Below are 18,870 nucleotides of genomic sequence, written 5' to 3' on the forward strand. Positions count from 1 at the left end.
TCCCCGTGCTGCAGATCGGGCTGACGGGCGGTATCGGGGCGGGCAAGTCGACGGTCTCGCGGCGGCTGGTGGAGCTGGGGGCGGTCCTGGTCGACGCCGACCTCATCGCCCGCGAGGTCGTCGCGAAGGGATCCGAGGGGCTCGCCCGGATCGCCGAGGCATTCGGACCCGAGGTGGTGGGGCCGGACGGCGAGATGGACCGGCCGAAGGTCGCCTCCGTCGTCTTCGGGGACGACGCCCAGCTCGCCGTGCTCAACGGCATCACCCACCCCCTCATCGCCCGGCGGCAGGCCGAGCTGGTCGCCGCGGCCAGGCCCGACGCGATCGTGGTGCACGACGCCGCGCTGCTGGTCGAGATGGGCAACGCGACCCGGTTCCCGCTCGTCGTGGTCGTGCACACGGACGCCGAGGTGCGCGTGCGCAGGCTCGTGGAGAGCCGCGGGATGTCCGAGGAGGACGCGCGGGCGCGGATCGCGAAGCAGTCGTCGGACTCCGAGCGGCTGGCGGTCGCCGACGCGGTGCTGGACAACGACGGGTCCGAGGAGGAGCTGCGGGCCCGGGTCGACCGGCTCTGGCACGACCGCCTGGTGCCCCTCGAGGAGAACGTGCGGCTCGGGCGTGCGGTCCGCGGGGGAGCCCCGGTCCTGGTCGAACCGGAGCCGGGCTGGGAGGACCGGGGGGCGCGGCTGGCCGCGCGGGTCGACCGGGCGGCGGGGGAACGCGGCCGGGGGGTGGAGCACATCGGGTCGACCGCGGTGCCCGGGCTGCCCGCGAAGGACGTGACGGACCTGCAGCTCGCGGTCGCCTCGCTCGACGACGCCGACGCCCTCGACGAGCCGCTGCGCGCGATCGGCCTGATCCGCATCCCGGGGATCACGCAGGACAACCCGAAGCCCACGGACCCCGACCCGGAGCACTGGCGGAAGCGGTACTTCGCCGGCGCCGACCCGGCCCAGCGGGTGCACCTCCACGTGCGCGTGCACGGCTCGCCCGGCTGGCGCTACGCCCTGCTGTTCCGGGACTGGCTGCGGGCGGACGGGGCAGCGCGGGCGGAGTACCTGCAGGTCAAGCGGGTCGCGGCGATCGAGTTCGCCGGCGACGCCGACGCCGAGCGGTACGTCGGACGCAAGGAGCCGTGGTTCGACGCCGCGTTGTCCAGGGCCGAGCAGTGGGCCGCGTCCACCGGTTGGTCGCCGCCGTACTAGTCTGATCGGGCGTATACCCGGCGGGGGTTCGCTGTAACGGGGGAGCGGGCTCGCGCGATAGCCGGGCAGGACCGTGACGGCGGGTGACGCCCACGGCGGGGAACGGTGGCCGGACCCGGCGGGGCCCGGCCGGGAGCAGCGGGGCGACGAAGGGGCGGAGGGTGAGCGCACAGGTCGACCAGGAGCCCGCTCCGGCCGATCCGGAGGAGAGTGCCCCCGAGGACGCCGTCGCGGACGGCACCGCCGTCGGCGCCACTGCGGACGGCACCGCTGCGGACGGCACCGCTTCGGACGGCACCGCTTCGGACGGCACCGCAGACGGCACCGCTTCGGATGGTGCTGCATCGGACGGCGTGGCCGACGGCTCCGTCGTCGAACGGGACCTTGCTGCGGACCCGGTCGCACCGAGCGGGCTGCGCGCCGACTTCGGCGCCCATCTCGAGGCGCACTACCCGCGGCTGGTCGGTCAGCTCTTCGCCATCACCCTCGACTCGGGCACCGCCCACGACCTCGTGCAGGACGCGTACTCCCGCGCCTGGCGCCGCTGGTCGGAGATCCGCGAGGGCGACGCGGAGGCATGGGTGCGCCGGGTCGCGGTGCGGTCCTCGGCGAGCACCTGGCGCCGCCTGGCCGCGCGCCTCGGACTGCGCGGTGCGCCCGTGCAGGAGCAGGCGGGACTGGACCCGCGCACTGCGGCCGTGCTGCGCACCCTCGCCCGGATCCCGGCCGACGAGCGGCGCACGGCGGTGCTGGTCTACATGGCCGGCATGGGGGTCCGCGAGGTCGCGGCGCTCGAGCGGGTCTCGCCGGGAACCGTGCAGGCGCGGCTCAACCGGGTCGGGAGCCTGATCGAGGAGGGCGTGGCCGGCCTGACCGCGCTGGGGAGCGTCCCGCTCCTGCCGCCGGAGCCCGTCGAGCGGGCGGAGTACGCGGAGTCGGCGACCGTGGCGGCCGTTCCGGACGCGCCCGCGGCGCGTGGGGACGTGGACGGCTCCGACGAGCGGCCCGGCGGGGACGAGAAGTCGACCGAGTCGACGATTCAGGGCACGACCGACGGCACGGACCAGGAGGAGGCCCGGTGACCAACCCGGTGCAGTACGGCACGCGTCCGGAGGGCCGCGGCGCGGACGAGCTCCGCAGGCTGGACGACGAGCTGGCCGCGGGCGTCTCGTTGCCCGCGATCGAGGACGTCATCCGGCGTGCCGGTGCGGCCAACCGCGCGAGCGGTGCCGCCGCGGCCGCGGTGCTGACCGTCGGTGCCCTCGGCGGGGTCACCGCGATCGGCACGGCCGCCGCCGAGCCCGCGCCCGTCGTCGTCGCCCCCGTGGCGCAGGTGCCCACCACGACACCGCCGCCGGTGACCACTATTGTGGCGCCGCCGCCGGTCGCCCCGGCACCCGTCGCGGCGGCGGAGCCCGTCCCGACGACCACGAAGAAGCGGACGACGACCACGCGCGCCCGCACCACCACGCAGGAGCCGGTGGCGCCGGCGCCGGTCCCGGTGGAGCCGCCCCCGGTCGTCACGACCCCGCCGAAGCCGACGACGACCACGACGCCGAAGCCGACGACCACCACGAAGCCGACGCCGACGGACGAGGGGGACCCGGACCCGACCACGCCGACCACGACCCGGACCTCGGCCTCGCCGACCAGCACCACCACGACCACGCGGACCTCGACGCCGACCTCGACCACCACGGCGGAGCAGCAGGGCCTGCTGGCCGCGCTGATCGCCTGAGTGCGCCGCCCACCGGGGCGCCACGCAGGGCTCATCGCCTGAGGGCCCCGCTCGCGGGGCGCCGGGCAGGTCGACCCGCGCCGACCGCCTGAGCTCTCGAAAGCGGTCAGCCCGCGGGCCGCACCTGCTCGCCCGGCCCCTGCCAGGTGAGGACGACGCCGTGCTCCGCCAGCCACGCGTCCAGGTCGTGGCCGTGCGCCGCCAGCGCGGCCACGGTCGCGTGGCAGCGGTGCAGCGCCCACTCCGCCGTCGCGGTGTCGATCAGCCCGCCGGCCACGGCCTCGACGAACTCGTCGACGTCGAGCACCTCGGTCCAGCGGCCCCGCTTGACCACCAGGTCGAGGTAGAGGTCGGTGGTCCGCCACGTGCCCTCGCCCGGCTCGATGCGGGCGACGTCGAGATAGAAGTCCTGCTCGCGCTCGTGCCCGGGGTTCCACTGCCAGTCGGTGACCACGAGCCCGAGGTCGGGCAGCAGCCACGACTCGATCCACCACGCCGACGTCCGGCCCACCACCGGCCGGCTCATGTAGAGCCCGAACGGGGTGCGGCGGTACTCCGCCACCTCGCGCCGGATGCCCTTGGTGTCGAGGTTGACGCCGGCGGGCACGTCGAAGGTCTGGATCTTCGGCGGGTGCACGCGGCCGATCCTGCCCGACGAACGGTCCGCGCGGGGGGTTCGGCGGCAGGAAACTGTCGGGGGTCGCTCGTACCCTGGGTTCGTGGCATTCGCGACAGAGGTTCCCGGCAGCGCACGCGAGGGCGGCGAGGCGGAGGTCCCGCTCGCGCACTCGGAGTACCGCCCCGTGGGCGAGATCGAGCGCACCGGCGGGCACTTCGAGGTCGTCAGCGAGTACGAGCCCGCGGGCGACCAGCCGGCGGCCATCGAGGAGCTGGAGAAGCGCCTCAAGCGGGGCGAGCAGGACGTGGTGCTGCTCGGCGCCACCGGTACGGGCAAGTCGGCCACCACCGCGTGGCTGATCGAGCGGGTGCAGCGGCCGACCCTGGTGATGGCCCCGAACAAGACGCTCGCGGCGCAGCTGGCCAACGAGCTGCGGGAGATGCTCCCGAACAACGCGGTCGAGTACTTCGTCTCGTACTACGACTACTACCAGCCCGAGGCGTACATCGCGCAGACGGACACGTACATCGAGAAGGACTCCTCGATCAACGACGACGTGGAGCGCCTGCGGCACTCCGCCACGCAGAACCTGTTGTCGCGCAGGGACGTCGTGGTCGTCGCGTCGGTGTCCTGCATCTACGGCCTGGGCACGCCGCAGTCGTACCTCGACCGCTCCGTGAAGCTCGACGTCGGCGGCGAGATCGACCGGGACGCGCTCCTGCGCCTGCTGGTCGACGTGCAGTACACGCGCAACGACCTGAGCTTCGCCCGCGGCACCTTCCGGGTGCGCGGCGACACCGTGGAGATCATCCCGGCCTACGAGGAGCTCGCGATCCGGATCGAGTTCTTCGGGGACGAGATCGAGGCGCTCTACTACCTGCACCCGCTGACCGGGGACGTGGTCAAGCAGGTCGACACCGTGCGGATCTTCCCCGCCACGCACTACGTCGCGGGGCCGGAGCGGATGGAGCGCGCGGTCCGGGACATCGAGAAGGAGCTGGAGGAGCGGCTCGCCGAGCTGGAGAACCAGGGCAAGCTGCTCGAGGCCCAGCGGCTGCGCATGCGCACCCAGTACGACCTGGAGATGATCCGGCAGGTCGGGTTCTGCTCCGGCATCGAGAACTACTCGCGGCACATCGACGGCCGCGGCCCGGGCACCGCGCCGGCCACCCTGATCGACTACTTCCCGGACGACTTCCTGCTGGTCATCGACGAGTCACACGTCACCGTGCCGCAGATCGGCGGCATGTACGAGGGCGACATGTCCCGCAAGCGGAACCTGGTGGAGTTCGGCTTCCGGCTGCCGTCGGCGGTCGACAACCGCCCGCTGACCTGGGAGGAGTTCGCCGACCGGATCGGGCAGACGGTCTACCTGTCGGCCACCCCGGGCCCGTACGAGCTGTCGCGCACCGGCGGCGAGTTCGTCGAGCAGGTCATCCGCCCGACGGGCCTGGTCGACCCGGAGATCGTCGTGAAGCCCACCAAGGGCCAGATCGACGACCTGGTGGGCGAGATCCGCGAGCGCGCCGAGCGGGACGAGCGGGTCCTGGTCACCACGCTGACCAAGAAGATGGCCGAGGACCTCACCGACTACCTGCTCGAGCTGGGCATCCGGGTGCGGTACCTGCACTCCGAGGTCGACACCCTGCGCCGGGTCGAGCTGCTCCGGCAGCTGCGGCTCGGGGAGTACGACGTGCTGGTCGGCATCAACCTGCTCCGCGAGGGCCTCGACCTGCCCGAGGTGTCGCTCGTCGCGATCCTCGACGCGGACAAGGAGGGCTTCCTGCGCTCCGGCACCTCGCTGATCCAGACGATCGGTCGCGCGGCGCGCAACGTGTCCGGCCAGGTGCACATGTACGCCGACACGGTCACCGAGTCGATGCAGCACGCGATCGACGAGACGGAGCGCCGCCGGGCCAAGCAGATCGCCTACAACACGGAGAAGGGGATCGACCCGCAGCCGCTGCGGAAGAAGATCGCCGACATCCTCGACCAGGTCTACCGCGAGGCGGAGGACTCCGAGGTCCCCGTCGGCGGCTCCGGGCGCAACGCCTCCCGGGGCAAGCGGGCCGCGGGCGAGCCGGGCCGCGCGTCCGGGGGCAGCTCGGGGATCGTGGCGGGCCGCGACACCAAGGCGATGCCGCGCGCGGAGCTGGCCGACCTCATCCAGCAGATGAACGATCAGATGCTCGCGGCGGCGCGCGACCTGCAGTTCGAGCTGGCCGCCCGGCTGCGGGACGAGATCCAGGACCTGAAGAAGGAGCTGCGGGGGATGGACGCGGCGGGGATCAGCTGAGCCCCGGCGCGGTGCGGCCGTGGCTCGGCGCGGTGCCGCGGCGGCCCCGCTGCGCCGCGTTGCCGCGCCGATCCGGCGCGTTGCTACGGTGGGCGCCGTTTCGACGCACGAGCCGGAGGACCGCGTGACCCTCTCCAGCACCCGCCCGGGCGCCGCCGAGATGGTCCGGCGGGTCCGGCTCCGCGTGCTGTCCCGGCGCTCGTTCGTGATCAGCCTGCCGCTGCTGGCGATCTCGGTCGCGGCCCTGCTGCTGCACACGCACGGCTACCACATCGACCTCGAGGTCTACCGGCTCGGCGTGAACACGTGGCTGCAGGGCGGGGACATGTACGGTCCGCTGCCGCCCACGATCTCCGGGCTGGCGCTGCCGTTCATCTACCCGGTCTTCGCGGCGATGGTGCTCACCCCGCTCGCGCTGCTGCCGTGGACCGCGGCGTGGGTGCTGCTGTTCGTGCTCTCGCTGGCCTCGCTCGCGGTCACGCTGTACGTCGCCGCGCTGCGGGCCTGGCCCGCGGGCGGCCGCAGCGGGGCCGTGTCGGTCGCGTTCCTGGCGCTGCCTGCGCTGCTGTGGATCGAGCCGGTGCTGCAGACCTTCGAGTTCGGCCAGGTCAACATCATCCTGATGGCCCTGGTGGCGGTCGACTGCCTGGCCCCGCGCACCCGCTGGCCGCGGGGCCTGCTCGTCGGGCTGGCCGCGGCGATCAAGCTCACGCCCGCGGCGTTCGTGCTGTTCTTCCTGCTGCGCCGCGACTTCCGGGCAGCCGTGGTCACCGTCGTCACCGCCGCCGTCGCGACCGCGGTGGGCTTCCTGGTCGACGCCCAGGCGTCGGCCGCCTACTGGTTCGGCGGCCCGGCGGCCGGCGTCAGCGGCTCGGTGTTCTACACCAACGAGACCGTCCAGGCGGTCGTCGCGCGCTGGGGTGTCGAGGGCCCGCTGCTGACCGGCATCTGGGTCGTCGTCGCGCTGGTGCTCCTGGTCCTGCTCGTCCCGACGGTCCGGCGCGCCGACCCGGCGATCGCGATGTCCGCCATGGCCGCGTTCATGCTCCTGGTCTCGCCGACCTCCTGGTCGCACCACTGGGTGTGGATCGCGCCGGCCGTCGTCGCCGTCGGGGCCCATGCCGTGCGGACCCGGCGGCCGGGCTGGATCGCCGTCGAGCTGGTGCTCCTGGTGACCTTCTTCCTCGCCCCGTTCCGCTGGCTGCCGGGCAACAACCAGGTCGAGCTGGGCTGGAACGCCGGCCAGCAGCTCGTCGGGGCCACGTACGTGATCGTCGCGATCGCGATGCTGGCCGTGGCCTGGCGGTACTACGTGCGTCACCCGGTGGGGACCGGCCCCGCGTGAACCACGACGAGATCGCGACCTACGCGCTCGGCAAGCCCGGTGCGGTGGCCGACGAGCCGTGGGAGGGCGATCTCGTGGCCAAGGTCGGCGGAAAGATCTTCGCGTTCCTGGGCGGCGAGGGCGTCGGGCTGAAGTGCGGGCGGGACGCGGACGAGGCGGCCGAGCTGCGCGACCGCTACCCGGACGCGGTCACGGCGTCGCCGTACATCGGGCGGTTCGGCTGGAACGTCGTCGCGCTCGACGGCACGGTGCCGGCCGACGAGCTCCGCGAGCTGGTCGACGAGTCGTACGACGCGATCGTCGCGAAGCTGCCGAAGAGCAAGCGCCCCTAGGAGCTCCGCGCGCCGGTGGTCGCGGCGATGGTGGCGTGCAGGGCGTCGACCACGGTCCGTACGGCCGGGCGTTCGGCCACGCTCTCCCGCATCACCACCTCCACCAGCCGCGCCGCGCGCACGCCGGCGAGCGGGCGGCGCAGGAACCGCCGGCCGCCCCGGTCGTCGGTCGACCAGCGGGGGAGCAGGGCGACCCCCACCCCCGCCGCGACGAGCTCCTCGGTCACGGCGAAGTCGTTGATCCGCTGGACGACGCGAGGCCGGGTGCCGGTGCGGGTGGTGAGCGAGCGGAGCACGTCGTCGACCGGCCAGCCCACGTTCACGCTGATCCACGGCTCGCCGGCGAGCTGGTCGAGCCGGAGCCTGCGATGCCGGCCGAGCGGGTGCCCGGGCGGCAGCACGACGTCGAGCGGCTCCCGGACCAGCGGCACCACGCGGTGCCGGGCGCTGGCGAGCGGGTCGGCGTGCTCGTCCCGGTGCGCGACGACGAGATCGTGGTCCGCGGCGAGGACGGGGACCTCGGCCGGGGTCATGTCCAGGTCGCGGACCTGGAGGTCGACGCCGGTGTCCGCCACCCGTCGCAGCAGCCCGGCCAGCATCATCCGCGCACCCGAGGGGAACATCGCCATCCTGACCACGCCGTGCGGCGTCGTCTGCAGCGCCTGCACCGCCGCCTCGGCGCGGGCGAGCGCGGCGAGGACGTGCTCGGCCTCGGCGACGAGCGCCAGCCCGGCCGCGGTGAGCCGCAGACCCCGGCCCGCGGGCTCGGTCAACGGGACGCCGACCTCCTCGGCCAGGGCCTTGAGCTGCTGCGAGATGGCCGACGGCGTGAACCGCAGGGCCTGCGCGACCGCCGTGACCGAGCCCCGGTCGGCGAGCTCACAGAGGATCCGCAGCCGCTGCACATCCATGAAGCCACGCTACAAAGTCTCTTCAGAACATGTCGGTGGTCTTTCAGGTTCCGGCGGCGCACCCTCGAACCGTGACCGCACGACACCGCCTGCTCGCCGTTCTCGTCGCCGCCCTGTGGGGCGGGAACTTCCTGGCCATCCGCGTCGGTCTCGACCACTTCCCGCCGCTGTTCCTCGCGGGGCTGCGGATGCTGGTCATCGCGGTGCCGGCGCTGCTGTTCGTGCCGCGCCCGCAGGTGCCGCTGAAGTGGCTGCTCGGCTACGGGCTCGGGTTCGGCACGATCCAGTTCCTCTTCCTCTTCGTGGCGATGGACCTCGGGATGCCGACGGGGCTCGCGTCGCTGGTGCTGCAGGCCTCTGCACCGTTCACGGTGCTGCTCGGGGCGCTGTTCCTGCGCGAGCGGCTCACCGCGCGGCAGGCGGTCGGGATCGGGCTGGCGGTGCTGGGGCTGGCGGCGATCGCGGTCTCGCGGGCCCAGTCGGCGGCCCTGGTCCCGGTCCTGTTGACGCTGTGCGGGGCGCTCGGCTGGGCGTTCGGCAACCTCTGCAGCCGGCTCGCCGCGCCGCCGAAGCCGATGCACCTGACGTTGTGGATGTGCGTGATCCCGCCGATCCCGCTGTTCGCCGCGTCGGTGCTGACCGAGGGACCGGGCGCGGGCTGGTCGGCGCTGGGTGCGGCCTTCTCGGTCGAGGGCCTGCCCGGGCTCGCCGCCGTCGTCTACCTGTCGCTGATGGCGACGGTCGTGGGCTCCGGGATCTGGACCTGGCTGATGCGGCGGTACCCGGCGGGCGTCGTCGCGCCGTACTCGCTGCTGGTGCCGGTCGTCGGGATCGCGCTCGCCGCCGCGGTGCTGGGGGAGCGGCCGAGCGTGACCGAGCTGGTCTCCGCGGTCGTCATCGTCGGCGGGGTGCTGGGCACCCCGCGGCCCGCCCGGACCACCCCCGCGGAGGTGGTCGGCACCGACGGCACCGACAGCACGAACGGCACCGACAGCACCGGCGGCACCGAGGAGGAGCCGGTCGTCGGCGATCGGCGCACGGCTGCCTGACCTGTCGGACGGCACGCACCCCGTCCCCGTCGGGCTATGGTGAGCGACACGTCCCGTCGCCGTGACGCGTCGCGCCGCGGCCGCACACCGGAGCCGTGCCGGGGCGGGGCGGAGGTGACGTGGCGGGCGCGGAGATCAAGCCGGGGAGCAACGGGGCCCCGGGCGGACGCGGTGTGTGTGCGGTGCGCCCGGGCACGGACGTCGGGCGGCACGCGAAGGTCCTCGCCCACCTGCACGACGCCGTCCTGGCCGGGGCGAGCCCGTCGCCCGAGATCCGGTCCCTGGTCGCCCGGTCCTGGCAGCGCGTGCGCGCCCAGGGCGTCGATCCCGAGCACGGCGAGCCGGCGGGTCCGCTCGCGGCCGACCAGGTCGAGCGGCGGCGGTCCGGCTCCCCGCTGCAGCGCGTCCTGCCGGAGCTGCGCGCGGCGCTGACCTCGGTCGCGGAGGACGCCCGGCACGTCATGGTCGTGACGGACGCGGACGGGATCCTGCTGTGGCGGGAGGGCTCCAACCGGGTCCGGCACCGGGCGGACGCGTTGGGCTTCACCGAGGGCGCCGACTGGTCCGAGGCGTCCGTGGGCACGAACGCGATCGGGACCGCGCTGGCCGAGGGCGCGCCCGTCCAGCTCTTCGCGGCCGAGCACTTCGTGCGGTCGCACCACGTCTGGACCTGCACCGCCTGCCCGGTGCACGACCCGCGGACCGGCGAGCTGCTCGGCGTGGTCGACGTCAGCGGGCCCGCCGAGACGATCCACCCGACGACCGTCGCGCTGGTCGGGACCGCGGTGAAGCTGGCCGAGGCGAGCCTGTGGCGCCAGCACGAGGTCCGGCTGGACGCGCTGCGCGGCGTCGCGGCCCCGCTGCTGTCCGCGGTGCCCGGCGCCGGACTGGTGGTCGACGACCACGGCTGGGTCGCCGCCGTCACCGGGATGCCGAGCATCGAGCGGGTCGCCGCGCCGCGCCCCGACCGGCCGCTGGCCGTGCACGGGGTCGGGTTGTGCCTCCCCGAGCCGGTGCCCGGCGGGTGGCTGCTGCGGTCGGCCGACGGCGGCGCGACGACGTCGGGCGGCCTGACCCTGACCCTGGACCTCGCCGCCGGCCGGCCGCGCGCGGTCGTCGACGGCTCGGCCCGCTGGGTCCATCCGCTGTCCACCCGGCACGCCGAGCTGCTGGTGCTGCTGGCCCGGGCCGGCGCCAGGGGGCTCGACGCGGGCGCCCTGTCCGCCGCCCTCTACGGCGACCGCGACCACCTGGTGACGGTCCGCGCCGAGATGAGCAGGCTGCGCCGCGGGCTGGGCGGGCTGCTGCTCGCGCGGCCCTACCGGATCGCCGACGAGGTCGAGGTGCACGTCCCGCCCCTGTCCGGGACGGTGCTCGCGGGATCCGCCGCGCCGGGCATCCGCGCCCTGCTGGAGGCGGACGCCCGGGCGGTCTGAGGTCAGCTCGTGACGTCCTTGCGGTGGAACCGCCAGGCCGCCAGCGCGAACAGCACCGCGGCCCAGGTGATGCCGCCGAAGGCGCCGCGGGTCATGTCGCCCCAGTCGATCCGGGTCGCGAGGAGGTCGGACCACGCGTTGGCGTAGTGCGTCGGCAGGTAGTTCCGCAGGTCCTCGAGCGCCGTGATCTGGTCGAGGATCTGCGAGACGATCGACGTCATCACGGCGCCGCCGACGGCCCCCAGCGGGGCGTCGGTGCTCACCGAGAGCAGCAGCGCCAGGCCGGCGACCCACAGCAGGTTGACGGCCACGTAGACCCCGCCGAGCAGCGCGCGTCCGGCCGCGGCCCAGTACCCCAGGGACTCGCCGGTGGGGCTGACGAGGTCGCCGGTGCCGTACGCGAGCGTGCCGACCACGAGCGCCACCACCGGGAGCAGCAGGAGCGCGGCGAACGACAGCAGTCCGGCGACGATCGCCTTCTGCCGCAGCAGCCGCGCGCGGGGCACGGGGGCGGCGAGCAGGTACCGCAGCGAGGACCACGACGCCTCCGACGCCACGGTGTCGCCGAAGAACAGCGCCACCACCACGACCAGCAGGAACCCGGCCGTCGCGAACAGGGCGAACACGGCGAAGTTGGTGCCACTGCCCTTGGCCAGGTCGACCAGGTTGACCGAGGTGCCCGGGCCCTCGTCGCTCGTCAGCGAGAAGGCGATCCAGAGGATCACCGGCAGCAGCGCGACCAGCGCGAACGTCACCTGCGTGCGGCGCCGCTTGAGCTGGCGGACCAGCTCGACGCGCAGCGGGAGCGTCCGGCCCGCCCGGTACGACGAGGCGGGCGAGCCGTCCGCCGCCAGCAGGCCGACGTGCCCCTTCCGGGTCGACGGGTCGGCGTACTTCGCGTCCCGGTGCAGCCAGTCGCCCCGCGACTCGTGCTCGCTCGGCTGCGTCATGGTGCCGTGTCCTCTCCCACGAGCTGGAGGAACGCGTCCTCCAGGCGGCGGCGCGGGCCGGCGGACTCCACCGAGATCCCGGCCGCGACCAGGGCCTGCACCGCCGACGCGCGCGGGGTGCCGTTGAGCTCCGCGTGCACCAGGCGACCCTCGGCGGCGACGTCGCGGACGCCGTCGAGCGCCGCGAGGACCTCGACCGCGCGCTCCGGCACGTCGACGCCGAAGCTGGCCGCGCCGCCGCCGGCGATGATGTCGTCGACCGTGCCGTCGGCGACGACCCGGCCGTGGTGCATGACGACGACGTGCGTGCACGTCTGCTCGACCTCGGCCAGCAGGTGGCTGGAGACGAGCACGGTCCGGCCGCCCTCGGCGTAGCGCCGCAGCAGCTCCCGCATCGCGTGGATCTGGGGCGGGTCGAGCCCGTTGGTCGGTTCGTCGAGCACGAGCAGCTCCGGCAGCCCGAGCATGGCCTGGGCGATCGCGAGGCGCTGCCGCATGCCCTGCGAGTAGGTGCCGACGCGGCGGTGCACGGACTCGCCGAGCCCCGCGACCTCGAGGGCCTCCTCGAGGTGCGCCTCCTCGGTGGGCCGGCCGGTGGCGGCCCAGTAGAGCCGCAGGTTGTCGGCGCCGGAGAGGTGTGGTAGGAAGCCGGGGCCCTCGACGAACGCGCCGATCCGGGCCAGCACCGGCGCGCCGGGCCCGACGGGCTCGCCGAACGCCCGGATCGACCCGGAGGTCGGCGAGATCAGGCCCATCAGCATGCGCAGCACGGTCGTCTTGCCGGCGCCGTTGGGGCCGAGCAGCCCGAGCACCATGCCGGGCTGCACGGTGAACGACACCTCCTTCACCGCGCTGAACCCGCCCTTGTAGGTCTTGGCGAGCCCGCTGATCTCCAGCGGCGGGGCGTCCGCGGCCCCGGCGGGCGGGACCTCGCGACGGCGGCGCAGCGCCTTCGCGACCAGCCAGCCCACCAGGGACAGCAGCAGGACGACGCCGATCCCGACCAGCGGCCAGACCGGGACCGTGCTGGTCGTGACGGCCCGGCCGGGCACCACCGGCACCGCGAGCGCGGCGCCCTCGGCCAGGCCGATCCGCCAGACCGCCGGTTCGGCGGGGGAGGCGAAGCCCTGGTCGGTCGTGCTGATCGAGACCACGAGGCGGTTGCCGACCTCGATCGGCGCCACCACGCCGGGCAGCGTGATCGACACCCGGGCGGGGCTGCCGTCGGCGGGGACGGCCACGCGGACCGGCGCGACGGCGTTGCCCAGCAGCTGGCGCAGCCCGTCCTGGCCGACCTCGTAGGTCTTGGCGAACAGGACGGCCTCGTCGGCGGCGGGCTGGCCGGGCATCCGGGAGACGGTGACGTCGATGCGCGGCGCGCCCGCGACGTCCGTCTGCGCGGTGAGCGCCGGCCCGGTGAAGAGCGCGGACTGGCCGGGCAGGTCGGCGGTGAAGGCAGAGAGCCGGCTGCCCAGCGAGCCGAGCGCGCCGCCGAGGCCGGGCAGCGAGGTGATCGCCGCCGGGTTCCCGCCGGCCGGATTGGCGACGACCTGCGGCTGACCCGTGAGCGGCAGCGTCTGCGTGGTGACGGGTGCGGCGCCGGACAGGCCGGGGTAGGCGTCGGCGACGACCGTCCGGCTCGTGGTGGTGGACCGGCCCGCGCGGATGCCGCTCTCCACCTCGTAGGAGAAGGACGTGCCGGGGTCCTCGCCGGTGCCGCGAAGGTGGAAGTCGAACCACTCGCCGATCCGGTCGCGGACGGGCTGGTCGGGGGAGCCGCCGTCGTGCCCGCCCGCGTACCAGGCGAGCTTCACCGGCGTGCCGTGCGCGGCGATCTGGCGGGCGTTGGCGTCGGCCTGGTCGAGGCCGAAGAGGGTGTCCTGCTCGCCCTGCACGATCAGCGTCGGCGCGGTGATGCGGTCGGTCACCGACACCGGGGAGGAGCGGCGCAGCAGCGCCTCGGTGGCGGGGGAGAGGCGGCCGGTGGTGGCGGCCTCGGTGTAGGCGGTGCAGACCTCGGCGGTGAAACGCCCGCAGGTCACCGGTGGGGCGGCGGGCGGGACGGCCGAGGCGGGCAGGCCGCCGCCGGTGCGGGCGCCGAGGGCGGAGGCGAGGTCGTTCGTGCTGGTGGTGGTGCTGTCGCTGCTGCTGCCGTTCGCGTCGCTGCCGGTGTCGCTGCTGCCGGTGTCGTTCCCGGCCGCCGAACTGCCGTCGTCGCCGGTGGTGTCGCTGCCGGTGGTGCCGCCGGTGGGGGCGGCGCCGTTCGTGGCCCCGGTGCTGTCGTCGGTGGCGCCCGGGGAGCCCGCCGCCCCGCCGGTGCTGCTCGAGCCCGAGGAGAAGAACACCCCGGCCCAGCCGCGCTTGAACACGCCGTCGCCGCCGAAGGTGCCGCGCGCCGGGGTGTCCGCCGGCAGGTCGGTGCGCCCGCCGGCGTTGGGGAAGAGGGCCTGCGACAGGTCGTTCCAGGTGATCACGGGGGCGAGGGCGTCGACGCGCCGGTCGTACCCGGCCAGGAGCAGGGACAACGCCCCGCCGTAGGACCCGCCGGTCACGCCGACCCGCGGGTCGCCCGGCCCGTCCTGCTGCACCTCGGGGCGCCCGCCGAGCCAGTCGACCAACTGCTCGGCGTCGGCGACCTCGTGGTCGGGGGAGTCGAGCGCGATCTGCCCGCCGCTGGCCCCGAACCCGCGCGCCGACCAGGTGAGCACGACGTACCCGCGGTCCGCGAGCTGGCGGGCGTCGGTGTCGACGGACCGCTTGTTCCCGCCGAACCCGTGCGCGACGAGCACCGCGGGCGCCGGCGTGGTCTCGGGCAGGTAGAGCGTGGTGTCGAGGGAGACGGTGCCGGGGACGCCCGGCCCGCCGCGCACGTCGATGCGCTGGTCGCTCGTGCGGATGTCGGCGGAGGTGGGCGCGGGGGTCGGGGTGGAGCCGATGGTCGTGTTCGTGCCGGCTGCGGCCGCGGCGGTGCCGGGCGTGAGCACGAGCAGCGCGACCGTCGCGATCGCCGCGGTACCGAGCACGGAAGCGCGACGACCGGGCCGCGACACGTCGAGGACCGGGCGTCTCCGGGGGCGCTCGGATCTTGCCGCGGCTCGGCGCACGGCGGCACGCGCGCCGGCGGCGCGGAACAGGCGGGGCACCCCGGAACCGTATCCGCGTGGAGCGCTCCACCGCGCACGGCGCCTCAGGCCGCTCTCAGCCGGGCGGAAAGGCTCCCGACACCCGACCGACGGTCGCCCGGTCGTCGCTCTTCACCGACGCGCCGGGCGGCTTGACCGCTCCGGAGCGATCACTGCGTGACAGTCGGGGCGTGCCCGTGAACCCGGAGGGTGAGACGCCCGATCTCGGCATCCCGCGCCGGCTGGCCCGCGACATGACGGTCGCGGACCAGCACGAGTGGATCCGTGCCGAGCTCCGGCGGCGGCCGGTCACGCGGCGGGCGGCGCTGCGGGGCGGGATCGGGGTGATCGCCGGGCTCGCGCTGGCCCACGGCCCGTGGACCGGTGTGGCGCGGGCGGCGGGGACCGGGCTCGTCGGCCGGCACCTCGCGTTCGGCGACGACCCGCGCACCTCGATGGCGATCGCGGGCGAGCTGACCGGGAAGCCGGCGGGCAGGGTCCTCCTGGATCTCGGCCTCGACACCGGCTACGGCGCGACCGTGCCCGTCGAGCTCCGCGAGCTGGTCAGCCAGGTGCCGCGGGGCGAGGACGTCCGCGGCGGGGAGCAGCTCTTCGCGCACGCCCGGGCCGAGGGACTGACCGCCGGCACCACCTACCACTACCGCTTCCGCCTGCCCGACGGCTCGACGACACCGGACGCCACCTTCCGCACCGCACCGGCGAAGGGCGACGGCCGGCCGTTCACGTTCACGGCGTTCGCCGACCAGGGCGTCGCCGGCGACGCCCGTGACGGGAACGGCGGCGCGGCGCCCCCGGACGTGCTGACCGCGCTGATCGCCCAGGACGCCCCGGCCTTCCACCTGCTGGCCGGCGACATCTGCTATGCCGACCGCGCGGGCCGCGGCGACCGGGACGACTCGTTCGACCCGGGTCTGTGGACGCGGTACTTCGCCGCGATCGAGAAGAGCGCCGCCCACACGCCGTGGATGTTCGCCACGGGCAACCACGACATGGAGGCCCTGTACGACGACGGCGACTCCGGCCACGGCTACGGCGGCCACGCGGCCCGGCTGGACCTGCCGCGGACCGGGCCGTCGGGCTGCCCGTCGGTCTACGCGTTCACGCACGGCTGCGTGGGGGTGGTCAGCGTCGACGCCAACGACCTGTCCACCGAGATCCGCGCCAACACCGGCTACAGCCGCGGCGCCCAGGTCGAGTGGCTGACCGACACGCTCGCGGCCTTCCGCGCCGACCCGGACGTCACCTTCGTGGTGGTGTTCTTCCACCACTGCGCCTACTCGACCAGCGACTCGCACGCCTCCGACGGCGGCGTACGGTCCGCCCTGACGCCGTTGTTCGACCGCTTCTCGGTCGACCTCGCCGTGCAGGGCCACAACCACCAGTACGAGCGCACGGACCCGATCCGGGGCGGTGAGGCCACCCGCGAGGCCCCGGACAGGGCGACCGTCCGCCCCGCCACGGACGGCACGACCTACATCTGCGTCGGGTCCGGCGGGCGGCGGAGCAACGGCTGGCTCGACGACGGCGGCGACCGCTACCGCGGCCGGGCCGGCGAGGACCGGGAGATCCGCAGCCGTGTCACGGGCAAGGACGGCGAGAGGTCGGAGACGGTGGGCTGGTCCCGGGTGCGCTACGCCGGCTACGCCTACCTGCGGGTGGAGGTGCAGCCGGAGGTGCCGGGGCGGATCGCGACCATGCGGGTCCACGCCGTGACCGACGACGGCGAGGAGATCGACCGGGTCGACCTCGCCCGGCCCGTCCCGGGCGTTCCCGTGGTGCCACCGCCCGCGGTGCCGTCCGTGTCGCCCGCGCCGCCCCCCGCCGTCCCGACCACGCCCGCGGTCCCCGCGGTCCCCGTGGTGCCGGCCGGCTGGTCGCGTACCCCGACCGGGTTGTCGGTTCCTGCCGGTTCAACCGGTTCATCCCCTTCTCGGGTGCTCTGACCGGTGTGGTCGGTCACCCCCGCTGGCGGGCGGCGCGACGGGGCGGGCAGACTGGAGCGGCACCGCAGGGGAGTATCCCGGTCACGGTGGCGTCGTCAGCACGGAGAAGGGCCCCGCAGCCCAGGACCGACAATCATGCGGGTCCCGAACCCGGCGCCATCGATCCGCAGCTGAGCGGAGGGGAGAGACCTCGGAGCAGTCCCGTGCTGCCCGAGACCCCTGGAGGCTCCCCGCGTGAACGTGCCCGTCTGGCTGTGGTTCGCCACCATCGGCGGCCTGGTGGCCATCATCCTGGCCGACCTGTTCCTGGTCGACCACAAGCCCCACGCCGTGACGATCAAGGAAGCCACCCGCTGGGTGCTCTTCTACATCGCGCTCGCCGTGCTGTTCGGCCTCGGCATCTGGTACTTCGCGGGCGGCCAGTACGCCGGGGAGTTCTTCGCCGGCTACATCACCGAGTACTCGCTCTCGGTCGACAACCTGTTCGTCTTCGTGATCATCATGTCGAGCTTCGCCGTGCCGGCGATCCACCAGCACCGCGTGCTGCTGGTCGGCATCGTGATCGCGCTGGTGATGCGCGGCCTGTTCATCGCCGTCGGCGCCGCCGCGATCAACGCCCTGAGCTGGGTGTTCTACCTCTTCGCCGCGTTCCTGATCTACACCGCGGTGAACATGGTCCGGCAGGGCATGGGCGGCGACGAGGACGAGTGGAAGGAGCCCAAGGTCGTCGGGTTCGTGCGCCGCGTGCTCCCGGTGACGGACAAGTTCCACGGCTCCAAGACCACCGTGAAGCTCGACGGCAAGCGCTGGGTCACCCCGATGCTGATCGTGATGATCGCGATCGGGCTCACCGACCTGCTGTTCGCGCTCGACTCCATCCCGGCCATCTTCGGCCTGACCCAGGAGCCGTTCCTGGTCTTCACGGCCAACGCCTTCGCCCTGATGGGCCTGCGCCAGCTGTACTTCCTGCTCGGCGGGCTCCTCAGGAAGCTGATCTACCTGTCCTACGGCCTCGCCGTGATCCTGGCCTTCATCGGCGTCAAGCTCGTGCTGCACGCCCTGCACGAGAACGAGCTGCCCTTCCTCAACGGCGGCCAGCCGATCCCGGTGCCGGAGGTCAGCATCGCGGTGTCGCTGCTGGTCATCGTGGGTGTCCTGGCGATCACGACGGTGGCCAGCCTGGTCGCGGTGCGGCGGCGGCCCGAGCTCGCCGAGGCGCACGGCTCCGTCGCGGTGCCCGTCGCGCACACCCGCGAGGAGGCCGAGGCGATGGACCGGCACGACCGGGAGATCGACGAGGAGATGGCCCGCTACGACCGCGAGCACTCCTGACCCGTGACCGTGCGCGGGACGTGGTGCCGGAGCACCGCGTCCCGCGCACGGTCATGTCAGCGCAGGTTCTCCAGGTGGACCAGGTCCACCCAGCTCAGCTCGCCCTCCTGCACCGTCGCCGTCATCCACGTGTGCGTGGGTTGACGGCGGCGGTCGGTGGGGGAGCCGGGGTTCAGCAGGCGCAGGCCCGTGGGAGCCGTCGAATCCCACGGGACGTGGCTGTGCCCGAAGACCAGCACGTCGACGTCGGGGAAGCGGGCGGCCATCCGCCGCTCCCGCCCCTGGGCCGCACCCGTCTCGTGGGTGACGGCGAACCGCAGCCCCCCGGCCTCGAACCGCGCCACCTCCGGGAGGCGTTCGCGCAGTTCGGGGCCGTCGTTGTTGCCCCACACCCCGACGACCCGGGGCGCCCGCGCCTCCAGCGCGTCGAGCAGCCCGGGGTCCATCCAGTCGCCGGCGTGGACGACGAGGTCGTCCGCGCCGAGCGACTCCACCGCCTCCCACAGCGGCGCGGGCAGGTCCTTGGCCCGCACCGGGACGTGCGTGTCGGAGAGGATCAGCAACCGCACGG

The 18,870-nt window shown here is 74.3% G+C and carries 15 protein-coding genes; 10 read left to right on the forward strand and 5 right to left on the reverse strand.

Features of this window, described 5'->3' with window-relative positions; translation table 11 throughout:
- Nucleotides 1-5: 5 nt before the first annotated feature.
- From coaE to ACQP04_RS16820, 3 genes are all read left to right on the forward strand, one after another.
- Nucleotides 6-1,205, forward strand: coding sequence for a dephospho-CoA kinase (gene coaE, locus ACQP04_RS16810; RefSeq protein WP_433507968.1), 1,200 nt, complete (start codon nucleotides 6-8; stop codon nucleotides 1,203-1,205).
- A gap of 161 nt (nucleotides 1,206-1,366) precedes the next feature.
- Complete coding sequence (locus tag ACQP04_RS16815) at nucleotides 1,367-2,287, forward strand: RNA polymerase sigma factor (RefSeq protein ID WP_433507969.1); 921 nt, start codon at nucleotides 1,367-1,369, stop codon at nucleotides 2,285-2,287.
- The gene (locus ACQP04_RS16820) at nucleotides 2,284-2,943 is read left to right on the forward strand and encodes a hypothetical protein (RefSeq protein WP_433507970.1); all 660 of its coding nucleotides are present in this window, start codon (nucleotides 2,284-2,286) and stop codon (nucleotides 2,941-2,943) included. Before ACQP04_RS16815 ends, ACQP04_RS16820 begins: the two co-directional genes overlap by 4 nt.
- A gap of 106 nt (nucleotides 2,944-3,049) precedes the next feature.
- Here ACQP04_RS16820 and ACQP04_RS16825 read toward each other — a convergent pair whose 3' ends face one another.
- Nucleotides 3,050-3,580: a DUF402 domain-containing protein gene (locus ACQP04_RS16825; protein ID WP_433507971.1), complete on the reverse strand. Its 531-nt coding sequence runs from the start codon at nucleotides 3,578-3,580 to the stop codon at nucleotides 3,050-3,052.
- 82 nt (nucleotides 3,581-3,662) lie between these two features.
- Between ACQP04_RS16825 and uvrB the strand changes: the two genes are divergently transcribed.
- The 3 genes from uvrB to ACQP04_RS16840 all read left to right on the forward strand — a co-directional run bounded on the left by uvrB (nucleotide 3,663) and on the right by ACQP04_RS16840 (nucleotide 7,535).
- On the forward strand, nucleotides 3,663-5,858 hold the full coding sequence (gene uvrB / locus ACQP04_RS16830) for an excinuclease ABC subunit UvrB (RefSeq protein ID WP_433507972.1): 2,196 nt from the start codon (nucleotides 3,663-3,665) through the stop codon (nucleotides 5,856-5,858).
- A 124-nt stretch (nucleotides 5,859-5,982) separates the two neighbouring features.
- The gene (locus tag ACQP04_RS16835) at nucleotides 5,983-7,203 is read left to right on the forward strand and encodes a glycosyltransferase 87 family protein (RefSeq protein WP_433507973.1); all 1,221 of its coding nucleotides are present in this window, start codon (nucleotides 5,983-5,985) and stop codon (nucleotides 7,201-7,203) included.
- A complete protein-coding gene (locus tag ACQP04_RS16840; RefSeq protein WP_433507974.1) occupies nucleotides 7,200-7,535 on the forward strand; it encodes an MmcQ/YjbR family DNA-binding protein in 336 nt (111 codons plus the stop codon). Before ACQP04_RS16835 ends, ACQP04_RS16840 begins: the two co-directional genes overlap by 4 nt.
- Here the strand turns inward: ACQP04_RS16840 and ACQP04_RS16845 are convergent.
- Entirely contained in the window at nucleotides 7,532-8,446 is a 915-nt protein-coding gene (locus ACQP04_RS16845) for a LysR family transcriptional regulator (RefSeq protein WP_433507975.1), read from the reverse strand. The genes ACQP04_RS16840 and ACQP04_RS16845 overlap by 4 nt on opposite strands.
- Nucleotides 8,447-8,517: 71 nt before the next feature.
- Between ACQP04_RS16845 and ACQP04_RS16850 the strand changes: the two genes are divergently transcribed.
- Entirely contained in the window at nucleotides 8,518-9,495 is a 978-nt protein-coding gene (locus ACQP04_RS16850) for an EamA family transporter (protein WP_433507976.1), read from the forward strand.
- Between the two features lie 119 nt (nucleotides 9,496-9,614).
- Nucleotides 9,615-10,931 (forward strand): GAF domain-containing protein, encoded by a 1,317-nt coding sequence (locus ACQP04_RS16855; RefSeq protein WP_433507977.1) that lies wholly within the window; start codon nucleotides 9,615-9,617, stop codon nucleotides 10,929-10,931.
- Between the two features lie 2 nt (nucleotides 10,932-10,933).
- Here the strand turns inward: ACQP04_RS16855 and ACQP04_RS16860 are convergent, their stop codons facing one another.
- A complete protein-coding gene (locus ACQP04_RS16860; protein WP_433507978.1) occupies nucleotides 10,934-11,881 on the reverse strand; it encodes an ABC transporter permease in 948 nt (315 codons plus the stop codon).
- Nucleotides 11,878-14,904 (reverse strand): alpha/beta fold hydrolase, encoded by a 3,027-nt coding sequence (locus ACQP04_RS16865; RefSeq protein ID WP_433507979.1) that lies wholly within the window; start codon nucleotides 14,902-14,904, stop codon nucleotides 11,878-11,880. Before ACQP04_RS16865 ends, ACQP04_RS16860 begins: the two co-directional genes overlap by 4 nt.
- Before the next feature lie 290 nt (nucleotides 14,905-15,194).
- On the opposite strand from ACQP04_RS16865, the gene ACQP04_RS16870 reads away from it, so the two are divergent.
- Nucleotides 15,195-16,967: a purple acid phosphatase family protein gene (locus ACQP04_RS16870; RefSeq protein WP_433507980.1), complete on the forward strand. Its 1,773-nt coding sequence runs from the start codon at nucleotides 15,195-15,197 to the stop codon at nucleotides 16,965-16,967.
- Nucleotides 16,968-17,201: 234 nt separating this feature from the next.
- Entirely contained in the window at nucleotides 17,202-18,299 is a 1,098-nt protein-coding gene (locus ACQP04_RS16875; RefSeq protein ID WP_433507981.1) for a TerC family protein, read from the forward strand.
- Between the two features lie 56 nt (nucleotides 18,300-18,355).
- Here ACQP04_RS16875 and ACQP04_RS16880 read toward each other — a convergent pair whose 3' ends face one another.
- Nucleotides 18,356-18,868 (reverse strand): metallophosphoesterase family protein, encoded by a 513-nt coding sequence (locus ACQP04_RS16880; RefSeq protein ID WP_433508381.1) that lies wholly within the window; start codon nucleotides 18,866-18,868, stop codon nucleotides 18,356-18,358.
- Nucleotides 18,869-18,870: the final 2 nt, after the last annotated feature.

Source organism: Pseudonocardia halophobica (genome assembly GCF_050948485.1).
GTDB classification, from domain to species: Bacteria; Actinomycetota; Actinomycetes; order Mycobacteriales; family Pseudonocardiaceae; genus Pseudonocardia; species Pseudonocardia halophobica.